This window comes from Pseudomonas wuhanensis, from assembly GCF_030687395.1.
GTDB classification, from domain to species: domain Bacteria; phylum Pseudomonadota; class Gammaproteobacteria; order Pseudomonadales; family Pseudomonadaceae; genus Aquipseudomonas; species Aquipseudomonas wuhanensis.
The window spans coordinates 2456196-2478384 of the sequence record NZ_CP117430.1; the positions used below are offsets into that span (position 1 = coordinate 2456196).

A 22189-nucleotide genomic window follows, 5' to 3' on the forward strand; every position below is an offset into this window, starting at 1 on the left:
TAATGAGTGTCTTGAAAAAGGACGCGATTCTAGCAGGCTCAAGCCTGCAAGGCTAAAGAGAAGGGCGGATCAGCTCGAGGCTGAAGTGTTTACCGTCCAGATAATCATCGATGCAGCGGATGATCAGCTCACTGCGCCAGTTTGCGCGCTGTTGCAGCAGTTCGTCACGCGTCAGCCATTTCGCGCCGACAATACCGTCGTCCAATTGATAATCCGGGTGGTGTTTCAACGCTTTGGCGGTGAAGCAGACGCGTTGATAGGTCACGCCGTTGCTTGGGGCGGTGTAGAGATAAATGCCTACCACGCCGGTCGGCTCGACGTCCCAGCCGGTTTCTTCAAGGGTTTCGCGTATGGCGGCTTCGATCAGGGTTTCTTCCGGGTCCAGATGGCCGGCGGGCTGGTTGAGCACCGTTCGTCCGTGCTTGGACTCTTCGACCATCAGGAAGCGACCGTTGTCTTCGACAATGGTGGCGACGGTGATGTGGGGTAGCCAATCCATGAGACTTCCTCGAATTTTGAATATTGGAACCCGATCCTGTGGGAGCTGGCTTGCCTGCGATGGCGGTGGGTCAGTCGACATCAATGTTGAATGATAAATGGCTATCGCAGGCAAGCCAGCTCCCACAGGTTTTTGTTTCGGCAGATTGATATGTGTAAAAGTCAGAAGCAGAAACCCCGGCACTGGGCCGGGGCTTCTTTGCATCCTTACAACCTTAAACCAGCGCAGCGATCGCGGCGTTGAAGGTGTTGCTCGGGCGCATGGCCTTGCTGATCAGCTCGGCATTGGCGTGGTAGTAACCGCCGATGTCCACTGGCTTGCCCTGAACGGCGTTGAGCTCGGCAACGATGGTCGCTTCGTTCTCGGTCAGGGTTTTGGCCAGTTCGCCAAACTGCGCTTGCAGTGCAGCGTCTTCGGTCTGGGCGGCCAGGGCTTGAGCCCAGTACAGCGCCAGGTAGAAGTGGCTGCCGCGGTTGTCGATGTTGCCGACTTTACGCGATGGCGACTTGTTGTTATCCAGGAACTGGCCAGTGGCCTGATCCAGGGTCTTGGCCAGCACCAGCGCTTTAGGGTTGTTGTAGGTAACACCCAGATGTTCGAGGGAAGCGGCCAGGGCCAGGAACTCGCCCAGGGAATCCCAGCGCAGGAAATTTTCTTCCAGCAGCTGCTGAACGTGCTTCGGTGCCGAACCGCCGGCGCCGGTTTCGAACAGGCCACCGCCGTTCATCAGCGGAACGATCGACAGCATCTTGGCGCTGGTGCCCAGTTCCATGATCGGGAACAGGTCGGTCAGGTAGTCGCGCAATACGTTGCCGGTCACCGAAATGGTGTCCTTGCCTTCGCGAGTACGGTCCAGGGTGAACTTCATCGCGTCGACAGGCGACATGATGCGGATGTCCAAGCCAGAAGTGTCGTGATCCTTCAGGTACGCCTGAACTTTCTCGATCACTACGCCGTCGTGGGCGCGCATTGGGTCCAGCCAGAAAATGGCCGGAGTTGCGCTTGCACGGGCACGGTTGACGGCCAGTTTGACCCAATCCTGGATCGGCGCGTCTTTGGTCTGGCACATGCGGAAGATGTCGCCGGCTTCAACCGACTGTTCCAACAGGGTGCGGCCAGCGCTGTCGGAAACCCGAACCACGCCGTTTGCCTTGATCTGGAAAGTCTTGTCGTGCGAGCCGTACTCTTCGGCTTTCTTCGCCATCAGGCCAACGTTTGGCACGCTGCCCATGGTGGTTGGATCGAAGGCGCCGTTTGCCTTGCAGTCTTCGATCACCGCCTGGTAGATGGTGGCGTAGCAGCGATCCGGGATCACGGCCTTGGTGTCGTGCAGCTGGCCGTCGGTGCCCCACATCTTGCCGGAGTCACGGATCATCGCTGGCATCGAGGCGTCGACGATGACGTCGCTCGGCACGTGTAGGTTGGTGATGCCTTTGTCGGAGTTGACCATGGCCAACGACGGACGAACGGCGTAGACCGCCTGGATGTCCGCTTCGATCTGCGCTTGTTGCTCGGCAGGCAAAGCCTTGATGCGAGCGTACAAGTCGCCGATGCCGTTGTTCAGGTTGAAACCGATCTGAGCCAGCACGTCAGCGTGCTTGGCCAGGGCGTCTTTATAGAACTCGGCAACGATCTGGCCGAACATGATCGGGTCGGAGACCTTCATCATGGTGGCTTTCAGGTGAACCGACAGCAGCACGCCTTTTTGCTTGGCGTCTTCGATCTCGGCCGCGATGAAGCTGCGCAGCGCGTTTTTGCTCATGACGGCGCAATCGAGGATCTCACCGGCTTGCACGGTGGTTTTTTCTTTCAGGACGGTGGTGGTGCCGTCTTGAGCGATCAGTTCGATTTTGACGGCGTCAGCGGCGTCGATCAGGGCGGCTTTTTCGCTGCCGTAGAAATCGCCGGTGCTCATGTGAGCGACGTGGGACTTGGAGTCTTTGGCCCAGGCGCCCATTTTGTGCGGGTGCTTGCGCGCGTAGTTCTTGACCGACAGTGGGGCGCGACGATCAGAGTTGCCTTCGCGCAGAACCGGGTTTACGGCGCTGCCCTTGATCTTGTCGTAACGCGACTTGGCGAGCTTGTCGGCATCACTGGTCACGGTTTCCGGGTAGTCCGGCAGTGCGAAGCCCTGGGCTTGCAGCTCTTTGATCGCGGCCTGCAGTTGCGGAACCGAAGCACTGATGTTTGGCAGCTTGATGATGTTGGCTTCAGGCGTGACGGCCAGGTCGCCCAGTTCGGCGAGGTGGTCGGCTACGGCTTTGTCACCCAATTGCTCGGGGAAGCTGGCCAGAATGCGCCCTGCAAGAGAGATATCGCGGGTTTCAACGGCGATATCAGCCGAGGCGGTGAAAGCCTCTACGATAGGCAACAGTGAATAGGTGGCGAGGGCTGGGGCTTCGTCGGTGAAAGTATAGATGATCTTCGAGCGGGTGGGCATATTCGGATTAACTCTCTCTTCTTTGCTAAAGCGTGCGCAGAAACTCGAGGGGCGCCGGGTAAGCGCGTTCGTTCAAAGTCATCCATGAGCCGAATGTCGAGGTTTCTTCGCGGTGATGTTGGGTGCATCAGTCGAGCGTCAAGCGGGTGGACTGCGGTAGCAATCCGGCTTATTCGGGCCCAACGTCTTGTGATAGAGCGGTCGGCCGTCGTGACTCTGTGGTCAGCGGCGGCATTATACATAGGTAGCTGGCAATCTGCCGATGGTTCATAGGCAACGATTTTCGTCCATTGGTCTAAAGGTCGCAGGGGAGTGCGGCGCGTAGAGTCGTTCGCCGTGCTTGAGTTTGGCGCTTTTCCCTTTGTTTTCAGGCTTGTACGTCGCGAACTGTGCAGCTTTGCGGCAGATGGGCGGAACATAGGGTTTGCGCGCCGATTTAACTGGGGTACGCTCGAACGCAGCCAGATGTTCAATCCAAACAATGGAGTTCAGCATGGGATACAAGAAGATTCAGGTTCCAGCCGTCGGCGACAAAATCACCGTCAACGCGGACCATTCTCTCAATGTTCCTAACAACCCGATCATCCCCTTCATTGAAGGTGATGGTATTGGCGTTGATATCAGCCCGGTCATGATCAAGGTTGTCGATGCTGCTGTTAAGAAGGCTTACGGCGGCGAACGCAAAATTTCCTGGATGGAAGTCTACGCCGGGGAGAAAGCGACTCAGGTTTACGATCAGGACACCTGGCTACCTCAGGAAACCCTGGACGCGGTCAAGGATTACGTGGTTTCCATCAAGGGCCCTCTGACCACGCCGGTCGGCGGCGGCATCCGTTCGCTGAACGTGGCCCTGCGCCAGCAACTCGACCTGTATGTGTGCCTGCGTCCGGTGCGCTGGTTCGAAGGCGTACCTAGCCCGGTCAAGAAGCCAGGCGACGTCGACATGACGATCTTCCGCGAAAACTCGGAAGACATTTATGCCGGTATCGAATGGAAGGCCGGTTCGCCGGAAGCGACCAAGGTCATCAAGTTCCTTAAAGAAGAAATGGGCGTCACCAAGATCCGTTTCGACGAAAACTGCGGTATCGGCGTCAAGCCGGTCTCCCTGGAAGGCACCAAGCGTCTGGCGCGCAAGGCCCTGCAGTATGTGGTCGACAACGATCGCGACTCGCTGACCATCGTGCACAAAGGCAACATCATGAAGTTCACCGAAGGTGCCTTCAAGGAATGGGCCTACGAAGTGGCCGCTGAAGAATTCGGCGCGACCCTGCTCGACGGCGGCCCGTGGATGCAGTTCAAGAACCCGAAAACCGGCAAGAACGTCATCGTCAAGGACGCCATCGCCGACGCCATGCTCCAGCAGATCCTGCTGCGCCCGGCCGAGTACGATGTGATCGCGACCCTGAACCTGAACGGCGACTACCTCTCCGACGCCCTGGCGGCCGAAGTGGGCGGTATCGGTATCGCGCCGGGTGCCAACCTGTCCGACACCGTGGCCATGTTCGAAGCGACCCACGGTACTGCGCCGAAATACGCCGGCAAGGACCAGGTCAATCCGGGTTCGTTGATCCTGTCCGCCGAGATGATGCTGCGTCACATGGGCTGGACCGAAGCGGCCGACCTGATCATCAAAGGCACCAACGGCGCGATCTCCGCGAAAACCGTGACCTATGACTTCGAACGTCTGATGGAGGGCGCCAAACTGGTTTCGTCTTCAGGGTTTGGTGATGCGCTGATTTCGCACATGTAAGCGGATTTATGTAACAAAAAAACCGCCTTCGGGCGGTTTTTTTATGACTGGATGACAGATTGCATCAGCTAGGCACTTTTTCTTGCTGGAGGGCAGGTGTGGTCTGTTCGTTCGGGGATGTGGCAGACGCGATCTTTACTGCATGCAAGCCTTTGGGGCCCTGAACGATCTCGAAGCTAACGATCTGTCCAGCTTTGAGGGTTTTGTATCCATCCATCTCAATGGCCGAATAGTGGGCAAAGAAATCGATTTCTTTTCCATCCTCGTCACGACCTTCTCTGGCGTCGGTGTTAATGAAACCGAACCCCTTGGCATTGTTGAACCATTTCACCTTGCCAACTGACATACCCATATCCCTCTGCAACAGACTCCATCACTGGAGTATCATCCAGTTAATCCGCAGTCTAATCTTGCAAATAAGATTGACTCCGCGGACCTTTTTTACCCACTGTGGGCTCTATTGGTTGTAACACCGATTTTCCGATAGTCAAGGTGACCGGGCAGTCGGAGTTGAAAACGTTCATAAGCGCCCCCACCACTGTATTTGCACAACTGACGAACCTTTCTTTCCATGCATGCAATCAGCCAGATTCGACTAACATTCAATCAGGATCGCCCTGATTTACACGACGACGATTCCGCAGGCATTGCTGTTCAGGAGGCTAAGCCTGCTTTACAGGCGCCGCCTATGTACAAGGTGGTTTTGTTCAACGATGACTACACACCGATGGATTTCGTCGTCGAAGTGCTCGAGGTGTTTTTTAACCTGAATCGCGAGCTGGCGACCAAGGTCATGCTGGCCGTTCATACAGAAGGACGGGCAGTATGTGGAGTGTTTACCCGCGACATCGCCGAGACCAAGGCCATGCAGGTCAACCAGTACGCCAGGGAAAGCCAGCATCCGCTACTCTGTGAAATCGAGAAGGACGGTTAATCGCCGACCACTTGGGTATGAGGTGAAGCTATGTTAAACCGCGAGCTCGAAGTCACCCTCAATCTTGCCTTCAAGGAGGCTCGTTCGAAGCGTCATGAATTCATGACCGTCGAACACCTGCTGCTGGCCCTATTGGATAATGAGGCTGCCGCTACCGTTTTGCGTGCCTGCGGCGCAAACCTCGACAAACTCAAGCATGACCTGCAGGAGTTCATCGACTCCACCACGCCATTGATCCCCTTGCATGACGAGGATCGTGAAACCCAGCCAACCCTGGGCTTCCAGCGTGTACTGCAACGTGCTGTCTTTCACGTACAGAGCTCGGGCAAACGCGAAGTGACTGGCGCCAACGTGCTGGTCGCGATCTTCAGTGAGCAAGAGAGTCAGGCAGTGTTTCTGCTGAAACAGCAGAGCGTTGCGCGCATCGATGTCGTCAACTACATCGCCCATGGCATTTCCAAAGTGCCGGGGCATGGCGATCACTCTGAAGGTGAACAAGATATGCAGGACGACGAGGGCGGTGAGTCTTCTTCTTCAGGCAATCCTCTGGATGCTTATGCCAGCAACCTCAACGAACTCGCGCGCCAGGGTCGTATCGATCCGTTGGTAGGCCGTGAGCTGGAGGTCGAGCGCGTCGCGCAGATCCTGGCGCGTCGTCGCAAAAACAATCCGCTGCTGGTGGGCGAGGCGGGCGTGGGTAAAACCGCGATTGCCGAAGGCCTGGCCAAACGCATTGTTGATAACCAGGTGCCGGACCTGCTGGCCAACAGCGTGGTGTATTCCCTCGATCTGGGGGCCTTGCTGGCCGGAACCAAATACCGCGGCGATTTCGAGAAGCGTTTCAAGGCGCTGCTCAATGAGCTGAAAAAACGTCCGCAGGCGATCCTGTTCATCGACGAGATCCACACCATCATCGGTGCGGGCGCTGCGTCCGGTGGCGTCATGGATGCTTCGAACCTGCTCAAGCCGTTGCTGTCTTCGGGCGATATTCGCTGCATCGGTTCGACCACGTTCCAGGAATTCCGTGGGATCTTCGAGAAGGACCGTGCTCTGGCTCGGCGCTTCCAGAAGGTCGATGTGTCGGAACCTTCGGTGGAAGACACCATTGGCATCCTGCGTGGCCTGAAGGGGCGTTTCGAAGCGCACCACAACATCGAATACAGCGATGAAGCCCTGCGCGCTGCTGCTGAACTGGCCTCGCGTTACATCAATGACCGGCACATGCCGGACAAGGCCATCGACGTCATCGACGAGGCGGGTGCGTATCAGCGTCTGCAGCCGATCGAGAAGCGCGTGAAGCGCATCGAAGTGGCTCAGGTCGAGGACATTGTCGCGAAAATCGCGCGAATTCCGCCAAAGCACGTCACCAGTTCCGACAAAGAGCTGCTGCGTAACCTTGAGCGTGACCTGAAGCTCACGGTATTTGGTCAGGATGCCGCGATCGACTCGCTGTCGACCGCGATCAAACTGTCCCGTGCCGGCCTCAAGTCGCCTGACAAGCCCGTCGGTTCGTTCCTGTTCGCAGGGCCGACCGGTGTTGGTAAAACCGAAGCCGCGCGGCAACTGGCCAAGGCGTTGGGGGTCGAGCTGGTTCGCTTCGACATGTCCGAGTACATGGAGCGCCACACCGTATCGCGTCTGATCGGTGCGCCTCCAGGCTATGTCGGGTTCGATCAGGGCGGTCTGCTGACCGAAGCCATCACCAAGCAGCCTCACTGCGTGCTGTTGCTCGATGAAATCGAGAAGGCGCATCCGGAAGTCTTCAACCTGCTGTTGCAGGTCATGGACCACGGTACGCTGACCGATAACAACGGGCGCAAGGCGGACTTCCGTAACGTGATCGTCATCATGACGACCAACGCCGGTGCCGAGACCGCAGCGCGTGCTTCGATCGGTTTCACCTATCAGGACCATTCGTCCGATGCGATGGAAGTGATCAAGAAGAGCTTCACGCCGGAATTCCGTAACCGTCTGGACACCATTATCCAGTTTGGTCGCCTCAGCCATGAGGTCATCAAAAGCGTGGTGGACAAGTTCCTTACCGAACTTCAGGCGCAGCTGGAAGACAAGCGTGTGCTGCTGGAAGTCACCGACGCTGCTCGCAGCTGGCTGGCGGCCGGTGGTTACGACTCAGCAATGGGCGCTCGTCCAATGGCGCGTTTGATCCAGGACAAGATCAAGCGTCCGCTGGCGGAGGAGATTCTCTTTGGTGAACTGGCCGAACATGGCGGTGTGGTACACATCGACATCAAGGACGGCGAGCTGACCTTCGAGTTCGAGACCACGGCTGAAATGGCCTGACGTTAAACCGCAACAAAGCAAAAAGGCGCCGATTGGCGCCTTTTTGCTGTCTGGTCGATTTCAAGCGATAAACACAAAACCCTGTGGGAGCGGGCTTGCCCGCGAAGGCGGCGGCACATTCAGCATCCAAGTAAGCAGACCCACCGCTATCGCGGGCAAGTCCGCTCCCACAGGATCTGTGCAATGGCTCGAAATGTGGCAGCTAATTCCCACACAAACAAAAACGCCCGGCATAGCCGGGCGTTTTGTATTGACTTGATTAGCGAGCGCGGTAGGTGATGCGCCCTTTGCTCAAGTCATAGGGCGTCAGCTCGACGCGCACTTTGTCGCCGGTAAGAATACGGATGTAGTTCTTGCGCATCTTGCCGGAAATATGCGCGGTTACGACGTGCCCATTTTCCAACTCCACACGAAACATGGTGTTGGGCAGGGTGTCGACGACAGTGCCTTCCATTTCGAAGCTGTCTTCTTTCGACATGCAGTAAAGCCCTCGGTGTCCAATGAATGGCCCGGTGCAACTGCGCCAGGCAAAAGCGGCGTGCATTGTGCCCGAAAAATGGGGTTTAAGCCAAGGGGTTCTAGCTCAGGATGACCCAACGCTGATTAATCAGCAGTTCGATAGGGCGATATTGGGTCTTGTAGCTCATTTTTTTGCAGTTTTTGATCCAGTAGCCTAGATAGACCGCTTCCAGTCCCAGGCGCCCGGCTTCGGCGATCTGCCAGAGAATCGCGTAACGCCCCAGGCTGCGACGCTCCTCGCCGGGCTCGTAGAAGGTGTAGACCGCCGATAAACCATTGGGCAGCAAGTCGGTCACGGCCACTGCCAGCAGTCGGCCTTCGAGACGAAATTCATAGAAGCGGGAGAACGGCAGGTCGCGCACCAGGAAGGTCGAAAACTGGTCGCGGCTCGGCGGATACATATCGCCATCGGCGTGACGTTGTTCGATGTAGCGCTGATAGAGGTCGAAGTACTCTTCGCTGAACTTGGGTCTGGCCGGACGCACCTGCAAGTCTGCATTGCGTTTGACAATGCGTTTCTGCTGACGGTTGGGGGTAAATTGCGCCACAGGAATGCGCGCCGGCACGCACGCATTGCAATGCTGGCAATGGGGCCGGTAGAGATGATCGCCACTACGACGAAAGCCCATTTCCGACAGGTCTGCATAGACATGCACATCCATGGGCTGGCTAGGGTCGAGGAACAGCGTGGTGGCCTGCTCCTCGGGCAGATAACTGCAAGAGTGGGGCTGAGTGGCATAGAACTTCAAACGCGCCAACTCGGTCATGATCAACCCTCGGGATAAACTTTTGATTAGGGGGCGCTCTCAATTCGTTTCCCCGCATTAAGTGTAAGCCACGCGCGCAAAAGTCGCTCAGCAAACCCAGTTGGAGCGCCCCGGTTGATCCAGGTGCCGCGCAAGATAGCCAGCAAATTCGCGGCGAGGAATCGCTCGGGCACCCAGACTGTGCAGATGATCGGTAGGCATCTGGCAATCAATCAGCACAAAACCTGAGTCCTTCAGATGCCGCACCAGTGTGGCGAAGCCATATTTGGAGGCGTTGTCGGCGCGGCTGAACATCGATTCGCCGAAAAACAGCTGCCCCATAGCCAGGCCGTAGAGCCCGCCGACCAGCACGCCATCGTCCCAGACTTCCACCGAATGGGCGTAACCACGCCTGTGCAGTTCGACATAGGCATCCTGCATCGCTTGGGTGATCCAGGTGCCGTCAGCGTACTCGCGCGGTGCGGCGCAGGCGCGGATGACCGCGGCAAAATCCCGATCGAAGGTCACTTGATAGCGCTGCTGGCGCAGCAGTTTGTTCAAGCTGCGGGAGACATGCAGTTCGTCGGGAAACAAAACCGTGCGCGGATCCGGCGACCACCAGAGAATCGGCTGGCCCTCCGAAAACCACGGAAAGCAGCCGTGACGATAGGCTTGAATCAGACGATCGGCAGACAGATCGCCGCCCGCGGCCAGCAGCCCGTTGGGGTCGCGCATGGCTTTTTCCAGCGGCGGGAAGGTCAGGGTATTGCGTTGTAACCAAGTCAGCATGGCATCCGGGCTTGCAGAAGGGGAGGGCGGTGGCGGGCCGTTGAGCCCGCCTTGAAGGAGGTTAACCGTCAAACGGTGGGGATGTCATCGAGATACTTCTCGGCGTCCAGCGCGGCCATGCAGCCGGCCCCGGCGGAGGTCACCGCCTGGCGGTAAATATGATCGGCCACGTCACCGGCGGCGAACACACCTTCGATGTCGGTGGCAGTGGCGTCACCTTCGCTGCCGCCTTTGATCAGCAGGTAGCCGTCACGCATTTTCAGCTGGCCCTGGAACAGGTCGGTGTTGGGCTTGTGGCCGATGGCGATGAATACACCGGCCAGCGACAATTCATTGGTTTCGCCCGTATGGCTGTGCCGCAGGCGGGCGCCGGTCACGCCGCTGGCGTCGCCCAGCACTTCGTCAAGATTCTGGTTCCAGTGCAGGCGGATATTGCCGTTGGCGGCTTTTTCGAAGAGCTTGTCCTGGAGGATCTTCTCCGAGCGCAGTTTGTCGCGACGGTGAATCAGGTGGACTTCCTTGGCGATGTTCGACAGGTACAGCGCTTCTTCAACGGCCGTGTTACCTCCACCGACCACCGCGACCACCTGGTTACGGTAGAAGAAGCCATCGCAGGTGGCGCAGGCCGAAACCCCTTTGCCGGCAAAGGCTTCTTCCGATGGCAGCCCCAGGTATTGCGCCGAAGCACCGGTGGCGATAATCAGCGCATCGCAGGTGTAGGTGCCGCTGTCGCCAATCAGCTCGAACGGGCGCTGTTGCAACTTGGCCGTATGGATGTGGTCGTAAACGATCTCTGTGTCGAAGCGTTCGGCGTGTTTTTGCATGCGTTCCATCAGCACCGGGCCGGTCAGGCCTTCGACGTCGCCAGGCCAGTTGTCGACTTCGACGGTGGTGGTCAGCTGGCCACCTGCCTGTATGCCGGTGATGACAACGGGTTTGAGGTTGGCGCGAGCGGCATAAACGGCTGCGCTGTAACCGGCAGGGCCGGAACCCAGAATGATCAGGCGGGAATGCTTCGCTTCAGTCATAAAAACACCTCATAAGCCTTTGTCACAAAAGAGAATGCATGCTCAAATTGGACTGCGCGTACTGTGCTGTTGGCTATGCTGCACCCAAGGGTCTCAAGCATGGCATCGGGCGAACAAACCCGTACAATGCCTGCTTGTAACAGTGTTGTATCAAAAAAGCGGTGCGTGCCGTATTTCGAAAAACCGGGGCGCAGTGTTAAAAGTAGTCCCAGTTGCGCCTGTTAACTTTTTTACCTGCCTGGATTGGGCAGTTTTTATAGTCATTCAACAGATGGACGCGCCATGGGCGCAGGAAAAGAAGCGTTTTGAAGAAATCCACCGCAGCACCTAAAACAGTCGTCCCGCTCTGGCGCCAGCAATTGCACTACCGGCTCAAGGAAGGTGCATTGATCGCCATCGGCGCCTTGTGCCTGTTCCTGATGATGGCTTTGTTGACCTACGGCAAAGACGATCCGGGCTGGAGCCATAACAGCAAGATCGACGATGTACAGAACTTCGGCGGGCCTGCCGGCTCTTACAGCGCCGACATCCTGTTCATGGTCCTGGGTTACTTCGCCTACATTTTCCCGTTGCTGCTGGCGATCAAGGCGTATCAGATATTTCGCCAGCGCCACGAACCGTGGCAGTGGAGCGGCTGGCTGTTCTCCTGGCGCCTGATCGGCCTGGTGTTTCTGGTGCTGTCGGGTGCGGCGCTGGCCCACATCCATTTCCATGCGGCGACCGGTCTGCCGGCCGGCGCGGGTGGCGCTTTGGGCGAAAGCCTTGGCGATCTGGCCAGGAACGCGCTGAACATCCAGGGCAGCACGCTGTTGTTCATCGCGCTGTTCCTGTTCGGCCTGACAGTGTTCACCGACCTGTCGTGGTTCAAGGTGATGGACGTCACCGGCAAGATCACCCTCGATCTTTTCGAACTGTTTCAGGGCGCGGCCAATCGCTGGTGGGCGGCCCGTGTCGAACGCAAGCAACTGGTCGCCCAACTGCGTGAGGTGGACGATCGCGTGCATGACGTGGTCGCGCCGACCGTCACCGACAAACGCGAGCAGGCCAAGGTCAAGGAGCGCCTGATCGAGCGCGAGCAGGCCCTGAGCAAGCACATGTCCGAGCGCGAGAAACAGGTGCCGCCGGTGATTGCCCCCGCGCCACCCAAACCGGCCGCCCCGAGCAAACGCGTGGAAAAAGAGAAACAGGCGCCGTTGTTCGTCGACAGCGCCGTGGAAGGCACCTTGCCGCCGATCTCGATTCTCGACCCCGCGGAAAAGAAACAACTCAATTATTCGCCTGAATCCCTGGCGGCCGTCGGCCACTTGCTGGAAATCAAGCTCAAGGAATTCGGCGTCGAAGTCTCGGTGGATTCGATTCATCCAGGGCCGGTCATTACCCGTTACGAAATCCAGCCAGCAGCCGGGGTCAAAGTCAGCCGTATCTCCAACCTGGCGAAAGACCTGGCCCGTTCCCTGGCCGTGACCAGTGTGCGTGTCGTGGAAGTGATTCCGGGCAAGACCACCGTCGGTATCGAGATCCCTAACGAAGACCGGCAGATCGTGCGGTTCTCCGAGGTCTTGTCGACCCCCGAGTACGATAACTTCAAGTCCCCGGTCACCCTGGCCCTGGGTCATGATATCGGCGGCAAACCGGTCATCACCGACCTTGCGAAAATGCCGCATTTGCTGGTGGCCGGTACGACCGGTTCCGGTAAGTCGGTGGGTGTGAACGCGATGATCCTGTCCATTCTGTTCAAGTCTGGCCCGGAAGACGCCAAGCTGATCATGATCGACCCGAAAATGCTTGAACTGTCGATCTACGAAGGCATTCCGCACCTGCTGTGCCCGGTGGTCACCGACATGAAGGACGCCGCCAACGCCTTGCGCTGGAGCGTCGCCGAGATGGAACGGCGCTACAAGCTGATGGCGAAGATGGGCGTGCGTAACCTGTCGGGCTTCAACGCCAAGGTCAAGGAAGCCCAGGACGCCGGCGAGCCGTTGAGCGATCCGCTGTACAAGCGTGAAAGCATCCACGACGAGGCACCACTGCTGCAAAAATTGCCGACCATCGTCGTGGTCGTGGACGAATTCGCCGACATGATGATGATTGTCGGCAAGAAGGTTGAAGAGCTGATCGCCCGTATCGCCCAGAAGGCTCGTGCGGCCGGTATCCACTTGATCCTCGCGACCCAGCGGCCGTCGGTGGACGTGATCACCGGTCTGATCAAGGCGAACATTCCGACCCGTATGGCGTTCCAGGTATCGAGCAAGATCGATTCGCGGACCATCATCGACCAGGGCGGCGCCGAACAACTGCTAGGCCACGGTGATATGTTGTACATGCCGCCGGGCACCAGTTTGCCGATTCGTGTTCACGGCGCGTTCGTGTCCGACGATGAGGTTCACCGGGTGGTTGAAGCCTGGAAACTGCGCGGCGCACCTGAATACAACGATGACATCCTCGCCGGTGTCGAAGAGGCCGGTAGCGGCTTTGAAAACGGCGGCGGTGGCGGTGACGATGATGCCGAAACCGATGCGCTTTACGACGAAGCAGTGCAGTTCGTCCTGGAAAGCCGTCGCGCGTCCATCTCCGCGGTTCAGCGCAAGCTGAAAATCGGCTACAACCGCGCGGCGCGCATGATCGAAGCCATGGAAATGGCCGGGGTCGTGACGTCCATGAACACCAACGGTTCGCGTGAAGTCCTGGCCCCTGGCCCGGTCCGCGACTGATCCGGTTTTGAAAAGGGCGGTGTCTGAGACGCCGCCCGCACTCCCACGAATGTTTATGAGGACTCCCATGCGTCTTATCCGCATGCTGTTGCTGCCGGTACTGGCTTTGACCACGCTTTCGGTCCACGCCGATGACAAGGACGTGGCGCGTCTGACTCAACTGCTGGAAAAATCCCAGACCCTGACCGCGCGTTTCTCCCAGCTGACCCTCGATGGCAGCGGCACCCAGTTGCAGGAAACCGCGGGTGAAATGTCCTTGCAGCGCCCGGGCCTGTTCTACTGGCACACCAATGCGCCGGCCGAGCAAACCATGGTATCGGACGGTAAGAAAGTAACCCTGTGGGACCCGGATCTGGAACAGGCCACCATCAAGACCCTCGACCAGCGTCTTACCCAGACCCCGGCACTGCTGCTGTCCGGTGACGTGTCCAAGATCAGCCAGAGCTTCGACATCAGCGCCAAGGAAGCCGGTGGCGTGATCGACTTCACCCTGAAGCCGAAAACCAAGGACTCTCTGTTCGACAGCCTGCGCCTGTCGTTCCGCAATGGTCTGGTCAATGATATGCAGATGATTGACAGTGTCGGTCAGCGCACCAATATCCTGTTCACCGGTGTGAAGGCCAACGAACCGATTCCGGCGTCCAAGTTCAAGTTCGACATTCCCAAGGGTGCCGATGTGATCCAGGAATAAAGAGCAGAACATAGAACCTGTGGGAGCGGGCTTGCCCGCGATGGCATTGTGTCAGGCGACTCTGATGTTGGATGTAATGCCGCCATCGCGGGCAAGCCCGCTCCCACAGGGATTGTGGTGTTTAGCGCTTTAACTGATCGGCATCAGGACCCAGTGAGGTTTCATAAGTAGTGATGGACCTGTTTCGCAGCGCCCCGATTGCTCAACCCTTGGCCGCACGCCTGCGTGCGGCCAATCTGGACGAGTACGTCGGTCAGGAACACGTGCTCGCTCGCGGCAAGCCTTTGCGCGAAGCCCTGGAGCAGGGTGCCCTGCACTCGATGATTTTCTGGGGGCCGCCGGGGGTGGGTAAAACCACATTGGCGCGCTTGCTCGCGGAAGTCTCCGATGCGCATTTCGAAACGGTTTCGGCGGTGCTGGCCGGGGTCAAAGAGATTCGTCAGGCGGTGGAAGTCGCCAAGCAGCAGGCCGGGCAGTACGGCAAACGCACCATCCTGTTCGTCGACGAAGTGCACCGCTTCAACAAGTCCCAGCAGGATGCGTTCCTGCCCTATGTTGAAGACGGCACACTGATTTTCATCGGCGCAACCACCGAAAACCCCTCGTTCGAACTCAATAACGCGCTCCTGTCCCGGGCGCGCGTCTATGTGCTCAAAAGCCTCGACGAAGCGGCCCTGCGCAAGCTGGTGCATCGCGCGCTGACCGAAGAGCGTGGGTTGGGCAAACGGCAACTGACCCTCAGCGATGAAGGTTTCCAGATGCTGTTGTCCGCCGCCGATGGCGATGGCCGGCGACTGCTCAATCTGCTGGAAAACGCCTCGGACCTGGCCGAAGACAACAGCGAAATCGGCGTCGATCTGCTGCAAAGTCTGCTCGGCGATACCCGTCGACGTTTCGACAAGGGCGGCGAAGCCTTCTACGACCAGATATCCGCGCTGCATAAATCGGTGCGCGGCTCCAATCCCGATGGCGCGCTGTATTGGTTCGCGCGGATGATCGACGGCGGTTGCGACCCGCTGTACCTGGCCCGACGCGTGGTGCGCATGGCCAGCGAAGACATCGGTAATGCCGACCCCCGCGCCCTGAGCCTGTGCCTGGCGGCGTGGGAAGTGCAGGAGCGCCTCGGCAGCCCCGAAGGCGAATTGGCGGTGGCCCAGGCCATTACGTATCTGGCCTGCGCGCCGAAAAGCAATGCGGTGTACATAGGCTTCAAAGCCGCGATGCGCAGCGCCACCGAGCACGGTTCGCTCGAAGTGCCGCTGCACCTGCGCAACGCGCCGACCAAGTTGATGAAGCAATTGGGCTATGGCGACGAATACCGTTATGCCCACGATGAGCCGGATGCCTACGCCGCAGGCGAAGACTACTTCCCGGACGAGCTCGAACCGCAACGGTTTTATCAACCCGTGCCCCGCGGCCTGGAGCTGAAGATCGGCGAAAAGCTTAACCACCTCGCGCAGCTTGATCGTCTAAGCCCACGGCAGCGGAGAAAATAGTGATTCCATTGATCGTTGCCGTTTCTGTCGGCGGTGTCGCCGGTACGCTATTGCGCTTCGCCACCGGAAACTGGATCAACGCGAATTGGCCACGGCACTTCTATACCGCGACGCTGGCCGTTAATATCGTGGGCTGTTTGCTGATCGGCGTTCTATACGGTCTGTTTTTGATTCGCCCGGAGGTACCGTTTGCGGTGCGCGCCGGGTTGATGGTCGGCTTCCTCGGGGGGCTGACGACTTTTTCATCCTTTTCACTGGATACGGTGCGCCTGCTGGAAACCGGGCAAGTGCCGCTGGCCCTGGGCTATGCGGCGATCAGCGTATTCGGCGGGCTGCTCGCCACCTGGGCTGGCCTGTCCTTGACCAAACTTTGATAACGAGAAACCGACATGCTCGATTCCAAACTGTTACGTAGCAACCTTCAGGACGTAGCGGACCGCCTGGCATCCCGTGGCTTTGCCCTGGATGTTGCGCGCATCGAAGCGCTGGAAGAACAGCGCAAGACCGTCCAGACCCGCACCGAAGCTCTGCAGGCTGAACGTAACGCGCGCTCCAAGTCCATCGGTCAGGCCAAGCAGCGCGGCGAAGACATCGCGCCGTTGATGGCGGACGTCGAGCGCATGGCGGGTGAGTTGAGCGCCGGTAAAGTCGAGCTGGACGCGATCCAGACCGAGCTGGATTCTATCCTGCTGGGCATCCCGAACCTGCCGCACGAATCGGTGCCGGTCGGCGATGACGAAGAAGGCAACGTTGAAGTGCGCCGCTGGGGCACGCCTAAAGCTTTCGATTTCCCGGTTCAGGACCACGTGGCGCTGGGCGAGAAGTTCGGCTGGCTGGACTTCGAAACCGCCGCCAAGTTGTCCGGTGCCCGTTTCGCCCTGCTGCGCGGCCCGATCGCCCGCCTGCACCGTGCGCTGGCACAGTTCATGATCAACCTGCACATCAACGAACACGGTTACGAAGAGGCTTACACCCCGTACCTGGTGCAGGCACCTGCGTTGCAGGGCACCGGTCAGCTGCCGAAGTTCGAAGAAGACCTGTTCAAGATCAGCCGCGAAGGCGAAGCCGATCTGTATCTGATCCCGACCGCTGAAGTGTCGCTGACCAACATCGTCGCTGGCGAGATCGTCGATTCGAAACTGCTGCCGATCAAGTTCGTGGCACACACGCCATGCTTCCGCAGCGAGGCCGGTGCATCGGGTCGCGACACTCGCGGCATGATCCGCCAGCACCAGTTCGACAAGGTCGAGATGGTCCAGATCGTTGAACCATCGACCTCGATGGAAGCGCTGGAAGGTCTGACTGCCAACGCCGAGAAGGTTCTGCAGCTGCTGGAATTGCCTTATCGCACGATTGCCCTGTGCACCGGCGACATGGGCTTCAGCGCGGTCAAGACTTACGACCTGGAAGTGTGGATTCCGAGCCAGGACAAATACCGCGAAATTTCGTCGTGCTCCAACTGTGGCGATTTCCAGGCCCGCCGCATGCAAGCGCGTTTCCGCAACCCGGAAACCGGCAAGCCTGAGCTGGTTCACACCCTGAACGGTTCCGGCCTGGCGGTCGGTCGTACCCTGGTGGCGGTGCTCGAGAACTACCAGCAGGCCGACGGTTCGATCCGTGTACCTGAGGTGCTCAAGCCGTACATGGGTGGCCTTGAGGTCATCGGCTAAATGGACTATCTGCCGCTGTTTCATAACCTTCGCGGCAGTCGTGTATTGGTCGTCGGCGGAGGGGAAATTGCCTTGCGCAAATCCCGCCTGCTGGCCGAAGCCGGTGCGCTGCTGCGGGTGGTTGCACCGGAAATCGAACCGCAACTGCGCGAGCTAGTGATCGGCAGCGGTGGCGAGTGCCTGGTGCGAGGCTACGTCGAGGCGGATCTGGACGGTTGCGGGCTGATCATCGCCGCCACCGACGACGAACCGTTGAATGCGCAAGTCTCCGCCGATGCTCATCGGCGTTGCGTGCCGGTCAACGTGGTGGACGCGCCGGCCCTGTGCAGCGTGATATTCCCGGCGATCGTCGACCGTTCCCCATTGATCATCGCGGTGTCCAGCGGCGGCGATGCGCCGGTGCTGGCGCGGTTGATTCGCGCCAAGCTGGAAACCTGGATTCCTTCCACCTACGGTCAACTGGCCGGTCTGGCGGCGCGTTTCCGCACTCAGGTCAAAGGCCTGTTTCCGGATGTGCAGCAGCGCCGGGCGTTCTGGGAGGATGTATTCCAGGGCCCGATTGCCGACCGGCAACTGGCCGGGCAGGGCGCCGAGGCCGAGCGCTTGATGCTGGCCAAAATCAATGGCGAAGCCCCTGTAGCCACTGGCGAGGTTTATCTGGTAGGCGCCGGGCCGGGTGATCCCGACCTGTTGACCTTCCGCGCCTTGCGCCTGATGCAGCAAGCCGACGTGGTGTTGTATGACCGTCTGGTGGCGCCGGCGATTCTGGATTTGTGCCGTCGCGATGCCGAGCGGGTCTACGTTGGCAAGCGCCGCGCCGATCACGCCGTGCCTCAGGAACAGATCAACCAGCATCTGGTGGATCTGGCCAAGGCCGGCAAGCGCGTGGTGCGGTTGAAGGGCGGCGATCCGTTCATCTTCGGGCGCGGCGGTGAAGAGATCGAAGAGCTGGCGGCCCATGGCATCCCGTTCCAGGTCGTACCGGGCATCACCGCCGCCAGCGGTTGCGCGGCGTATGCCGGGATTCCGCTGACTCACCGCGATTACGCGCAGTCGGTGCGGTTTGTCACCGGGCACCTCAAGGACGGTTCCACCGATTTGCCGTGGGCCGACCTGGTCGCGCCGGCGCAAACCCTGGTGTTTTACATGGGGCTGGTGGGTTTGCCGATCATCTGCGAGCAGTTGATCAAACACGGTCGCGCGGCCGATACCCCGGCGGCGTTGATCCAGCAGGGCACCACGGTCAATCAGCGGGTGTTTACCGGCACCCTGGCTGATCTTCCACGGCTGGTGGCGGAGCATGAAGTGCATGCACCGACGCTGGTGATCGTCGGGGAGGTGGTGCAACTGCGCGAGAAACTGGCGTGGTTTGAAGGGGCTCAGGCGCAGGTCTGAGTGCCGAGTCGCCTCCATCGCGGGCAAGCCCGCTCCCACAGGTTATTGGGTGAAGCTGCAATCTTTGGCATCACACAAATTCCTGTGGGAGCGGGCTTGCCCGCGATGAGGCCCTCAAAACCACCCTTGCTTCAGATCAGAACTCGGCCTTGCGCCAAACCCCTTTCCCACTCAACCGCGCCCGATCATGAGCCGCAGTGAAATCCTGCGCTGGCCCTTTAGGCACGATCCCGGTCGGATTGATGGTCTTGTGGCTGCCGTAGTAGTGATTCTTGATGTGCTCAAAACTCACCGTCTCGGCAATCCCCGGCCACTGATAAATCTCCCGTAGCCAGTTCGACAGATTTGGATAATCGGCAATCCGTCGCAGGTTGCACTTGAAGTGTCCGAAGTACACCGCATCGAAACGAATCATTGTCGTGAACAGCCGAATATCCGCTTCCGTCAGGTATTCACCCGTCAGGTACCGATTCGCGCCCAGCAATTGCTCCAGCCGATCCAGCTCGCCAAACAACTCATCGAACGCTTCTTCATAAGCCTGCTGCGACGTAGCAAACCCGGCGCGATAGACGCCGTTATTCACTGCTGGATAAATCCGCTCGTTCAGCGCATCGATCTCGGTCCGCAATGGCGCCGGGTAGAAATCAAGGTCATTGCCGGTCAACTCGTCAAAAGCGCTGTTGAACATGCGGATGATCTCCGCCGACTCATTGTTGACGATGCGATTCGTCTGCTTGTCCCAGAGCACCGGCACAGTGACGCGGCCGGTGTAGTTGGCGGTGTCGGCGGTGTAGCGCTGGTGCATGAAATTGAAGTGATCAAGCTTGTCGCCGGTCGAGCCCAGGTTTTTATCAAAGGTCCAGCCGTTTTCCAGCATCAACCAGCTGACCACCGACACGTCGATCAGGCTTTCGAGGCCTTTGAGTTTGCGCAGGATCAGCGTGCGGTGGGCCCACGGGCAGGCGAGGGACACATAGAGATGATAGCGACCAGCCTCGGCGGCAAAACCACCGACGCCGGTCGGGCCTGGCTTGCCATCGGCCGTCAGCCAGTTACGACGCTGCGCCTGTTCGCGCTGAAACGCGCCATCCTTGCTGCTTTCATACCACTGATCCTGCCAGCGGCCTTCGACTAACAAACCCATTTTCCTGACTCCTCAACCGATAAGCGTTGGAGAGGAGTCTATGCGCATAGGTTCGAACAAAAAGCGCAAAGGTTGGGCGTTTATGATCGGTTAAATCGATCGGTCCCTTGCATCCCAATACTGCTGGGCGGTTTCGAACGCTTGCTCGCGGGTCTGGCCGAGGCCGCGCAACGCCAGGGCCATGGTCGAGATCAACGCCATTTGCGGGTAGCTGTCGACCACGTCGCCACGCCACACCGCTTTCAAATGCTCAGGATCGAGCGAAGCGGGTTTGACGTGGCGCTGGGTCGACAGCTGCGGCCATTCTTCATCCCAGCTTTCGCCGCCAGTGGTGCCATACAGGTGACTGTCGGCATCCGGGTTGATCTCGATTTCGCCGCCATCGCCCTTGATGACGATGGCGGTGTCACCCAGCAAACCGCTGGCATCGCGATGCACGGCCTGGTAGCCGGGGTGGAAAATGCTTTGTAGGCCGCAACGAGCACCCAGCGGGTTGAGAATTCGCGCCAGGGAATGGATCGGCGAGCGCAGGCCCAAGGTGTTGCGCAGGTCGATCATCCGCTGAAGTTGTGGGGCCCAGTCCACCAATGGCATGAACGCCAGACCGCCCTGATCGAGCGCCGTGCCGACCTGCTGCCAGTTGCGGCACAGCGGAATGCTCAGCGTCTCGAGCAGTTGTTCGCTGTACAGCCGACCGGCCGTGTGCGCGCCGCCGCCATGCATGAAGATGCGCACACCGTTCTGCGCCAGGCACTTGGCCGCCAGCAGATACCACGGCAGATGACGCTTCTTGCCTGCATATGTCGGCCAGTCCAGATCGACCGACAGCGCCGGTGGATTCAGCCGTTCACGCAAGGCTTCGGTGAACCCGGCCATTTCCTCGGCGCTTTCTTCCTTGTGCCGCAACAGCATCAGGAACGCGCCAAGCTGGGTGTCCTCGACCTTGTCGTCGAGCAACAGGCCCATGGCTTCGCGGGCTTCGGCCCGGGTCAGATCGCGGGCGCCGCGTTTGCCTTTGCCAAGAATCCGCACGAATTGGGCGAACGGGTGCTCGGCGGGCGTTTCGAGGGTCAATGCTGGATAGTCGGTCATAAGCAATTCGTCGGTTTGGGCAGGCCCGCCAGTTTCGCGGCGAGTTTGGCAGGGGTGCCTTTGAACAGTCGGTTCAGGTGCAGGCTGTTGCCCTTGTCGGGGCCGAGTTTCAATGCGGTGTACTTGATCAGCGGGCGGGTCGCCGGGGACAGCTGGAATTCGGCGTAGAAACGGCGCAGCAGTTCGAGGATTTCCCAGTGTTCCGGGCTCAACTCGATGTCTTCGGCCGCAGCGAGGGCGGTGGCCACTTCGGCAGACCAGTCACTCAGCTCGACCAGGAAACCGTCCTTGTCCAGTTCAATGGCGCGGGCGCCAACAGTCAGGGATTTCATAGCCAACTGTTGACCTTGTCGTAATGAATCGACAGCTCGACGAAGGCGGGGTAATCGATGGCACTGGCCCAGTCCGGGACTTGCAGAGCCCGGGCCTGTACGTCTTCGGCCAGAACGAACAGTTTCAGCTGGCGGGCGTGCAGCGCGCTGAACGGTGCGGTGCCTGGCTGCAAGGCATAGGCCGCGTCGCCACTCAGTAGCAGCGCATCGTTGGGGCCGATCACGCGCAGGCAACTGCTCAGGCGGTCGTCGCCGAAAGGGGAATGAGACAACACATGCAAAGTCGACATCAGAGGGTGATCACCTGGTCGTAACGGTCAATAAGGGCGGTGATTTCCTGGGCGGCCAACACCTGGGCTTCTTCAAGCGACAGATCTTTTGGGTCCAGACCACGGGCCGCGGTGCTTTCACCGCACACGAACAGGTCTTCGACACCAAACATCGGCAAGGCTTGCAGGTTGGCGCTCAGGTCTTTCTGCTGCAACGCCTTGGCGTCCTGTTTCGCGGCGAGCTGGAACACGCCGTCATCGAGAAACAGCAGACCGATCGGCAGATCGAAGGCGCCGCCGGCCAGCGCGATGTCCAGCGCTTCCCGTGCATTCGGCCCGGACCACGGCGCCCGACGGCTGATAATCAGCAAGGATTTAGCCAT

At 59.1% G+C, this 22189-nt stretch carries 21 protein-coding genes; 9 read left to right on the forward strand and 12 right to left on the reverse strand.

Annotated features, from left to right (window positions below; translation table 11 throughout):
• Nucleotides 1-52: 52 nt before the first annotated feature.
• Complete coding sequence (locus PSH88_RS11350) at nt 53-499, reverse strand: NUDIX hydrolase (RefSeq protein WP_305426268.1); 447 nt, start codon at nt 497-499, stop codon at nt 53-55.
• Between the two features lie 214 nt (nt 500-713).
• Nucleotides 714-2939, reverse strand: coding sequence for an NADP-dependent isocitrate dehydrogenase (locus PSH88_RS11355; RefSeq protein WP_305426269.1), 2226 nt, complete (start codon nt 2937-2939; stop codon nt 714-716).
• Between the two features lie 493 nt (nt 2940-3432).
• On the opposite strand from PSH88_RS11355, the gene icd reads away from it, so the two are divergent.
• Nucleotides 3433-4689, forward strand: coding sequence for an NADP-dependent isocitrate dehydrogenase (gene icd / locus PSH88_RS11360; protein ID WP_038982523.1), 1257 nt, complete (start codon nt 3433-3435; stop codon nt 4687-4689).
• Nucleotides 4690-4753: 64 nt separating this feature from the next.
• Here icd and PSH88_RS11365 read toward each other — a convergent pair whose 3' ends face one another.
• Complete coding sequence (locus PSH88_RS11365; protein ID WP_305426270.1) at nt 4754-5035, reverse strand: cold shock domain-containing protein; 282 nt, start codon at nt 5033-5035, stop codon at nt 4754-4756.
• A 225-nt stretch (nt 5036-5260) separates the two neighbouring features.
• Here PSH88_RS11365 and clpS point away from each other — a divergent pair, with 225 nt between their 5' ends.
• Together clpS and clpA are read left to right on the forward strand one after the other, a co-directional pair.
• Nucleotides 5261-5623: an ATP-dependent Clp protease adapter ClpS gene (gene clpS, locus PSH88_RS11370; RefSeq protein WP_015094394.1), complete on the forward strand. Its 363-nt coding sequence runs from the start codon at nt 5261-5263 to the stop codon at nt 5621-5623.
• Nucleotides 5624-5653: 30 nt separating this feature from the next.
• Nucleotides 5654-7924, forward strand: coding sequence for an ATP-dependent Clp protease ATP-binding subunit ClpA (clpA, locus tag PSH88_RS11375; RefSeq protein ID WP_052967012.1), 2271 nt, complete (start codon nt 5654-5656; stop codon nt 7922-7924).
• A 259-nt stretch (nt 7925-8183) separates the two neighbouring features.
• Here the strand turns inward: clpA and infA are convergent, their stop codons facing one another.
• The 4 genes from infA to trxB all read right to left on the reverse strand — a co-directional run bounded on the left by infA (nt 8184) and on the right by trxB (nt 11006).
• Nucleotides 8184-8402: a translation initiation factor IF-1 gene (infA, locus tag PSH88_RS11380; protein ID WP_002553999.1), complete on the reverse strand. Its 219-nt coding sequence runs from the start codon at nt 8400-8402 to the stop codon at nt 8184-8186.
• Between the two features lie 100 nt (nt 8403-8502).
• Nucleotides 8503-9210 carry an arginyltransferase gene (locus tag PSH88_RS11385; protein WP_305426271.1) on the reverse strand — a complete coding sequence of 236 codons (708 nt, stop codon included), beginning with the start codon at nt 9208-9210 and terminating at the stop codon, nt 8503-8505.
• Nucleotides 9211-9297: 87 nt separating this feature from the next.
• Complete coding sequence (gene aat / locus PSH88_RS11390; protein ID WP_305426272.1) at nt 9298-9978, reverse strand: leucyl/phenylalanyl-tRNA--protein transferase; 681 nt, start codon at nt 9976-9978, stop codon at nt 9298-9300.
• Between the two features lie 68 nt (nt 9979-10046).
• The gene (trxB, locus tag PSH88_RS11395) at nt 10047-11006 is read right to left on the reverse strand and encodes a thioredoxin-disulfide reductase (RefSeq protein ID WP_305426273.1); all 960 of its coding nucleotides are present in this window, start codon (nt 11004-11006) and stop codon (nt 10047-10049) included.
• Nucleotides 11007-11311: 305 nt separating this feature from the next.
• Between trxB and PSH88_RS11400 the strand changes: the two genes are divergently transcribed.
• The 6 genes from PSH88_RS11400 (at nt 11312) to cysG (ending at nt 18969) form a co-directional block, all read left to right on the forward strand.
• On the forward strand, nt 11312-13717 hold the full coding sequence (locus tag PSH88_RS11400; RefSeq protein WP_253544878.1) for a DNA translocase FtsK: 2406 nt from the start codon (nt 11312-11314) through the stop codon (nt 13715-13717).
• A 67-nt stretch (nt 13718-13784) separates the two neighbouring features.
• Nucleotides 13785-14408 (forward strand): outer membrane lipoprotein periplasmic chaperone LolA, encoded by a 624-nt coding sequence (gene lolA, locus PSH88_RS11405; RefSeq protein WP_305426274.1) that lies wholly within the window; start codon nt 13785-13787, stop codon nt 14406-14408.
• A 173-nt stretch (nt 14409-14581) separates the two neighbouring features.
• Nucleotides 14582-15904 carry a replication-associated recombination protein A gene (locus tag PSH88_RS11410; RefSeq protein WP_305426275.1) on the forward strand — a complete coding sequence of 441 codons (1323 nt, stop codon included), beginning with the start codon at nt 14582-14584 and terminating at the stop codon, nt 15902-15904.
• The gene (gene crcB / locus PSH88_RS11415) at nt 15904-16278 is read left to right on the forward strand and encodes a fluoride efflux transporter CrcB (protein WP_030130939.1); all 375 of its coding nucleotides are present in this window, start codon (nt 15904-15906) and stop codon (nt 16276-16278) included. The genes PSH88_RS11410 and crcB overlap by 1 nt, the downstream gene beginning before the upstream one ends.
• 15 nt (nt 16279-16293) lie before the next feature.
• On the forward strand, nt 16294-17574 hold the full coding sequence (gene serS, locus PSH88_RS11420) for a serine--tRNA ligase (protein WP_305426276.1): 1281 nt from the start codon (nt 16294-16296) through the stop codon (nt 17572-17574).
• Entirely contained in the window at nt 17575-18969 is a 1395-nt protein-coding gene (gene cysG / locus PSH88_RS11425) for a siroheme synthase CysG (RefSeq protein ID WP_305426277.1), read from the forward strand. It abuts the gene before it with no gap.
• 136 nt (nt 18970-19105) lie between these two features.
• Here the strand turns inward: cysG and PSH88_RS11430 are convergent, their stop codons facing one another.
• The 5 genes from PSH88_RS11430 to tusC all read right to left on the reverse strand — a co-directional run bounded on the left by PSH88_RS11430 (nt 19106) and on the right by tusC (nt 22189).
• The gene (locus PSH88_RS11430; protein ID WP_305426278.1) at nt 19106-20113 is read right to left on the reverse strand and encodes a glutathione S-transferase family protein; all 1008 of its coding nucleotides are present in this window, start codon (nt 20111-20113) and stop codon (nt 19106-19108) included.
• 90 nt (nt 20114-20203) lie between these two features.
• A complete protein-coding gene (locus PSH88_RS11435) occupies nt 20204-21205 on the reverse strand; it encodes a glycosyl transferase family protein (RefSeq protein ID WP_305426279.1) in 1002 nt (333 codons plus the stop codon).
• Nucleotides 21202-21537 carry a TusE/DsrC/DsvC family sulfur relay protein gene (locus PSH88_RS11440; RefSeq protein WP_305426280.1) on the reverse strand — a complete coding sequence of 112 codons (336 nt, stop codon included), beginning with the start codon at nt 21535-21537 and terminating at the stop codon, nt 21202-21204. The genes PSH88_RS11435 and PSH88_RS11440 overlap by 4 nt, the downstream gene beginning before the upstream one ends.
• Nucleotides 21534-21827: a sulfurtransferase complex subunit TusB gene (tusB, locus tag PSH88_RS11445; RefSeq protein WP_305426281.1), complete on the reverse strand. Its 294-nt coding sequence runs from the start codon at nt 21825-21827 to the stop codon at nt 21534-21536. Before tusB ends, PSH88_RS11440 begins: the two co-directional genes overlap by 4 nt.
• Entirely contained in the window at nt 21827-22189 is a 363-nt protein-coding gene (gene tusC / locus PSH88_RS11450; protein ID WP_305426282.1) for a sulfurtransferase complex subunit TusC, read from the reverse strand. The genes tusB and tusC overlap by 1 nt, the downstream gene beginning before the upstream one ends.

Coding starts and splice junctions, on each gene's coding strand:
- PSH88_RS11350 (WP_305426268.1), bottom strand. CDS start 499: ATGGATTGGCTACCCCACATCACCGTCGCCACCATTGTCGAAGACAAC.
- PSH88_RS11355 (WP_305426269.1), bottom strand. CDS start 2,939: ATGCCCACCCGCTCGAAGATCATCTATACTTTCACCGACGAAGCCCCA.
- icd (WP_038982523.1), top strand. CDS start 3,433: ATGGGATACAAGAAGATTCAGGTTCCAGCCGTCGGCGACAAAATCACC.
- PSH88_RS11365 (WP_305426270.1), bottom strand. CDS start 5,035: ATGTCAGTTGGCAAGGTGAAATGGTTCAACAATGCCAAGGGGTTCGGT.
- clpS (WP_015094394.1), top strand. CDS start 5,261: ATGCATGCAATCAGCCAGATTCGACTAACATTCAATCAGGATCGCCCT.
- clpA (WP_052967012.1), top strand. CDS start 5,654: ATGTTAAACCGCGAGCTCGAAGTCACCCTCAATCTTGCCTTCAAGGAG.
- infA (WP_002553999.1), bottom strand. CDS start 8,402: ATGTCGAAAGAAGACAGCTTCGAAATGGAAGGCACTGTCGTCGACACC.
- PSH88_RS11385 (WP_305426271.1), bottom strand. CDS start 9,210: ATGACCGAGTTGGCGCGTTTGAAGTTCTATGCCACTCAGCCCCACTCT.
- aat (WP_305426272.1), bottom strand. CDS start 9,978: ATGCTGACTTGGTTACAACGCAATACCCTGACCTTCCCGCCGCTGGAA.
- trxB (WP_305426273.1), bottom strand. CDS start 11,006: ATGACTGAAGCGAAGCATTCCCGCCTGATCATTCTGGGTTCCGGCCCT.
- lolA (WP_305426274.1), top strand. CDS start 13,785: ATGCGTCTTATCCGCATGCTGTTGCTGCCGGTACTGGCTTTGACCACG.
- PSH88_RS11410 (WP_305426275.1), top strand. CDS start 14,582: ATGGACCTGTTTCGCAGCGCCCCGATTGCTCAACCCTTGGCCGCACGC.
- serS (WP_305426276.1), top strand. CDS start 16,294: ATGCTCGATTCCAAACTGTTACGTAGCAACCTTCAGGACGTAGCGGAC.
- cysG (WP_305426277.1), top strand. CDS start 17,575: ATGGACTATCTGCCGCTGTTTCATAACCTTCGCGGCAGTCGTGTATTG.
- PSH88_RS11430 (WP_305426278.1), bottom strand. CDS start 20,113: ATGGGTTTGTTAGTCGAAGGCCGCTGGCAGGATCAGTGGTATGAAAGC.
- PSH88_RS11435 (WP_305426279.1), bottom strand. CDS start 21,205: ATGACCGACTATCCAGCATTGACCCTCGAAACGCCCGCCGAGCACCCG.
- PSH88_RS11440 (WP_305426280.1), bottom strand. CDS start 21,537: ATGAAATCCCTGACTGTTGGCGCCCGCGCCATTGAACTGGACAAGGAC.
- tusB (WP_305426281.1), bottom strand. CDS start 21,827: ATGTCGACTTTGCATGTGTTGTCTCATTCCCCTTTCGGCGACGACCGC.
- tusC (WP_305426282.1), bottom strand. CDS start 22,189: ATGGCTAAATCCTTGCTGATTATCAGCCGTCGGGCGCCGTGGTCCGGG.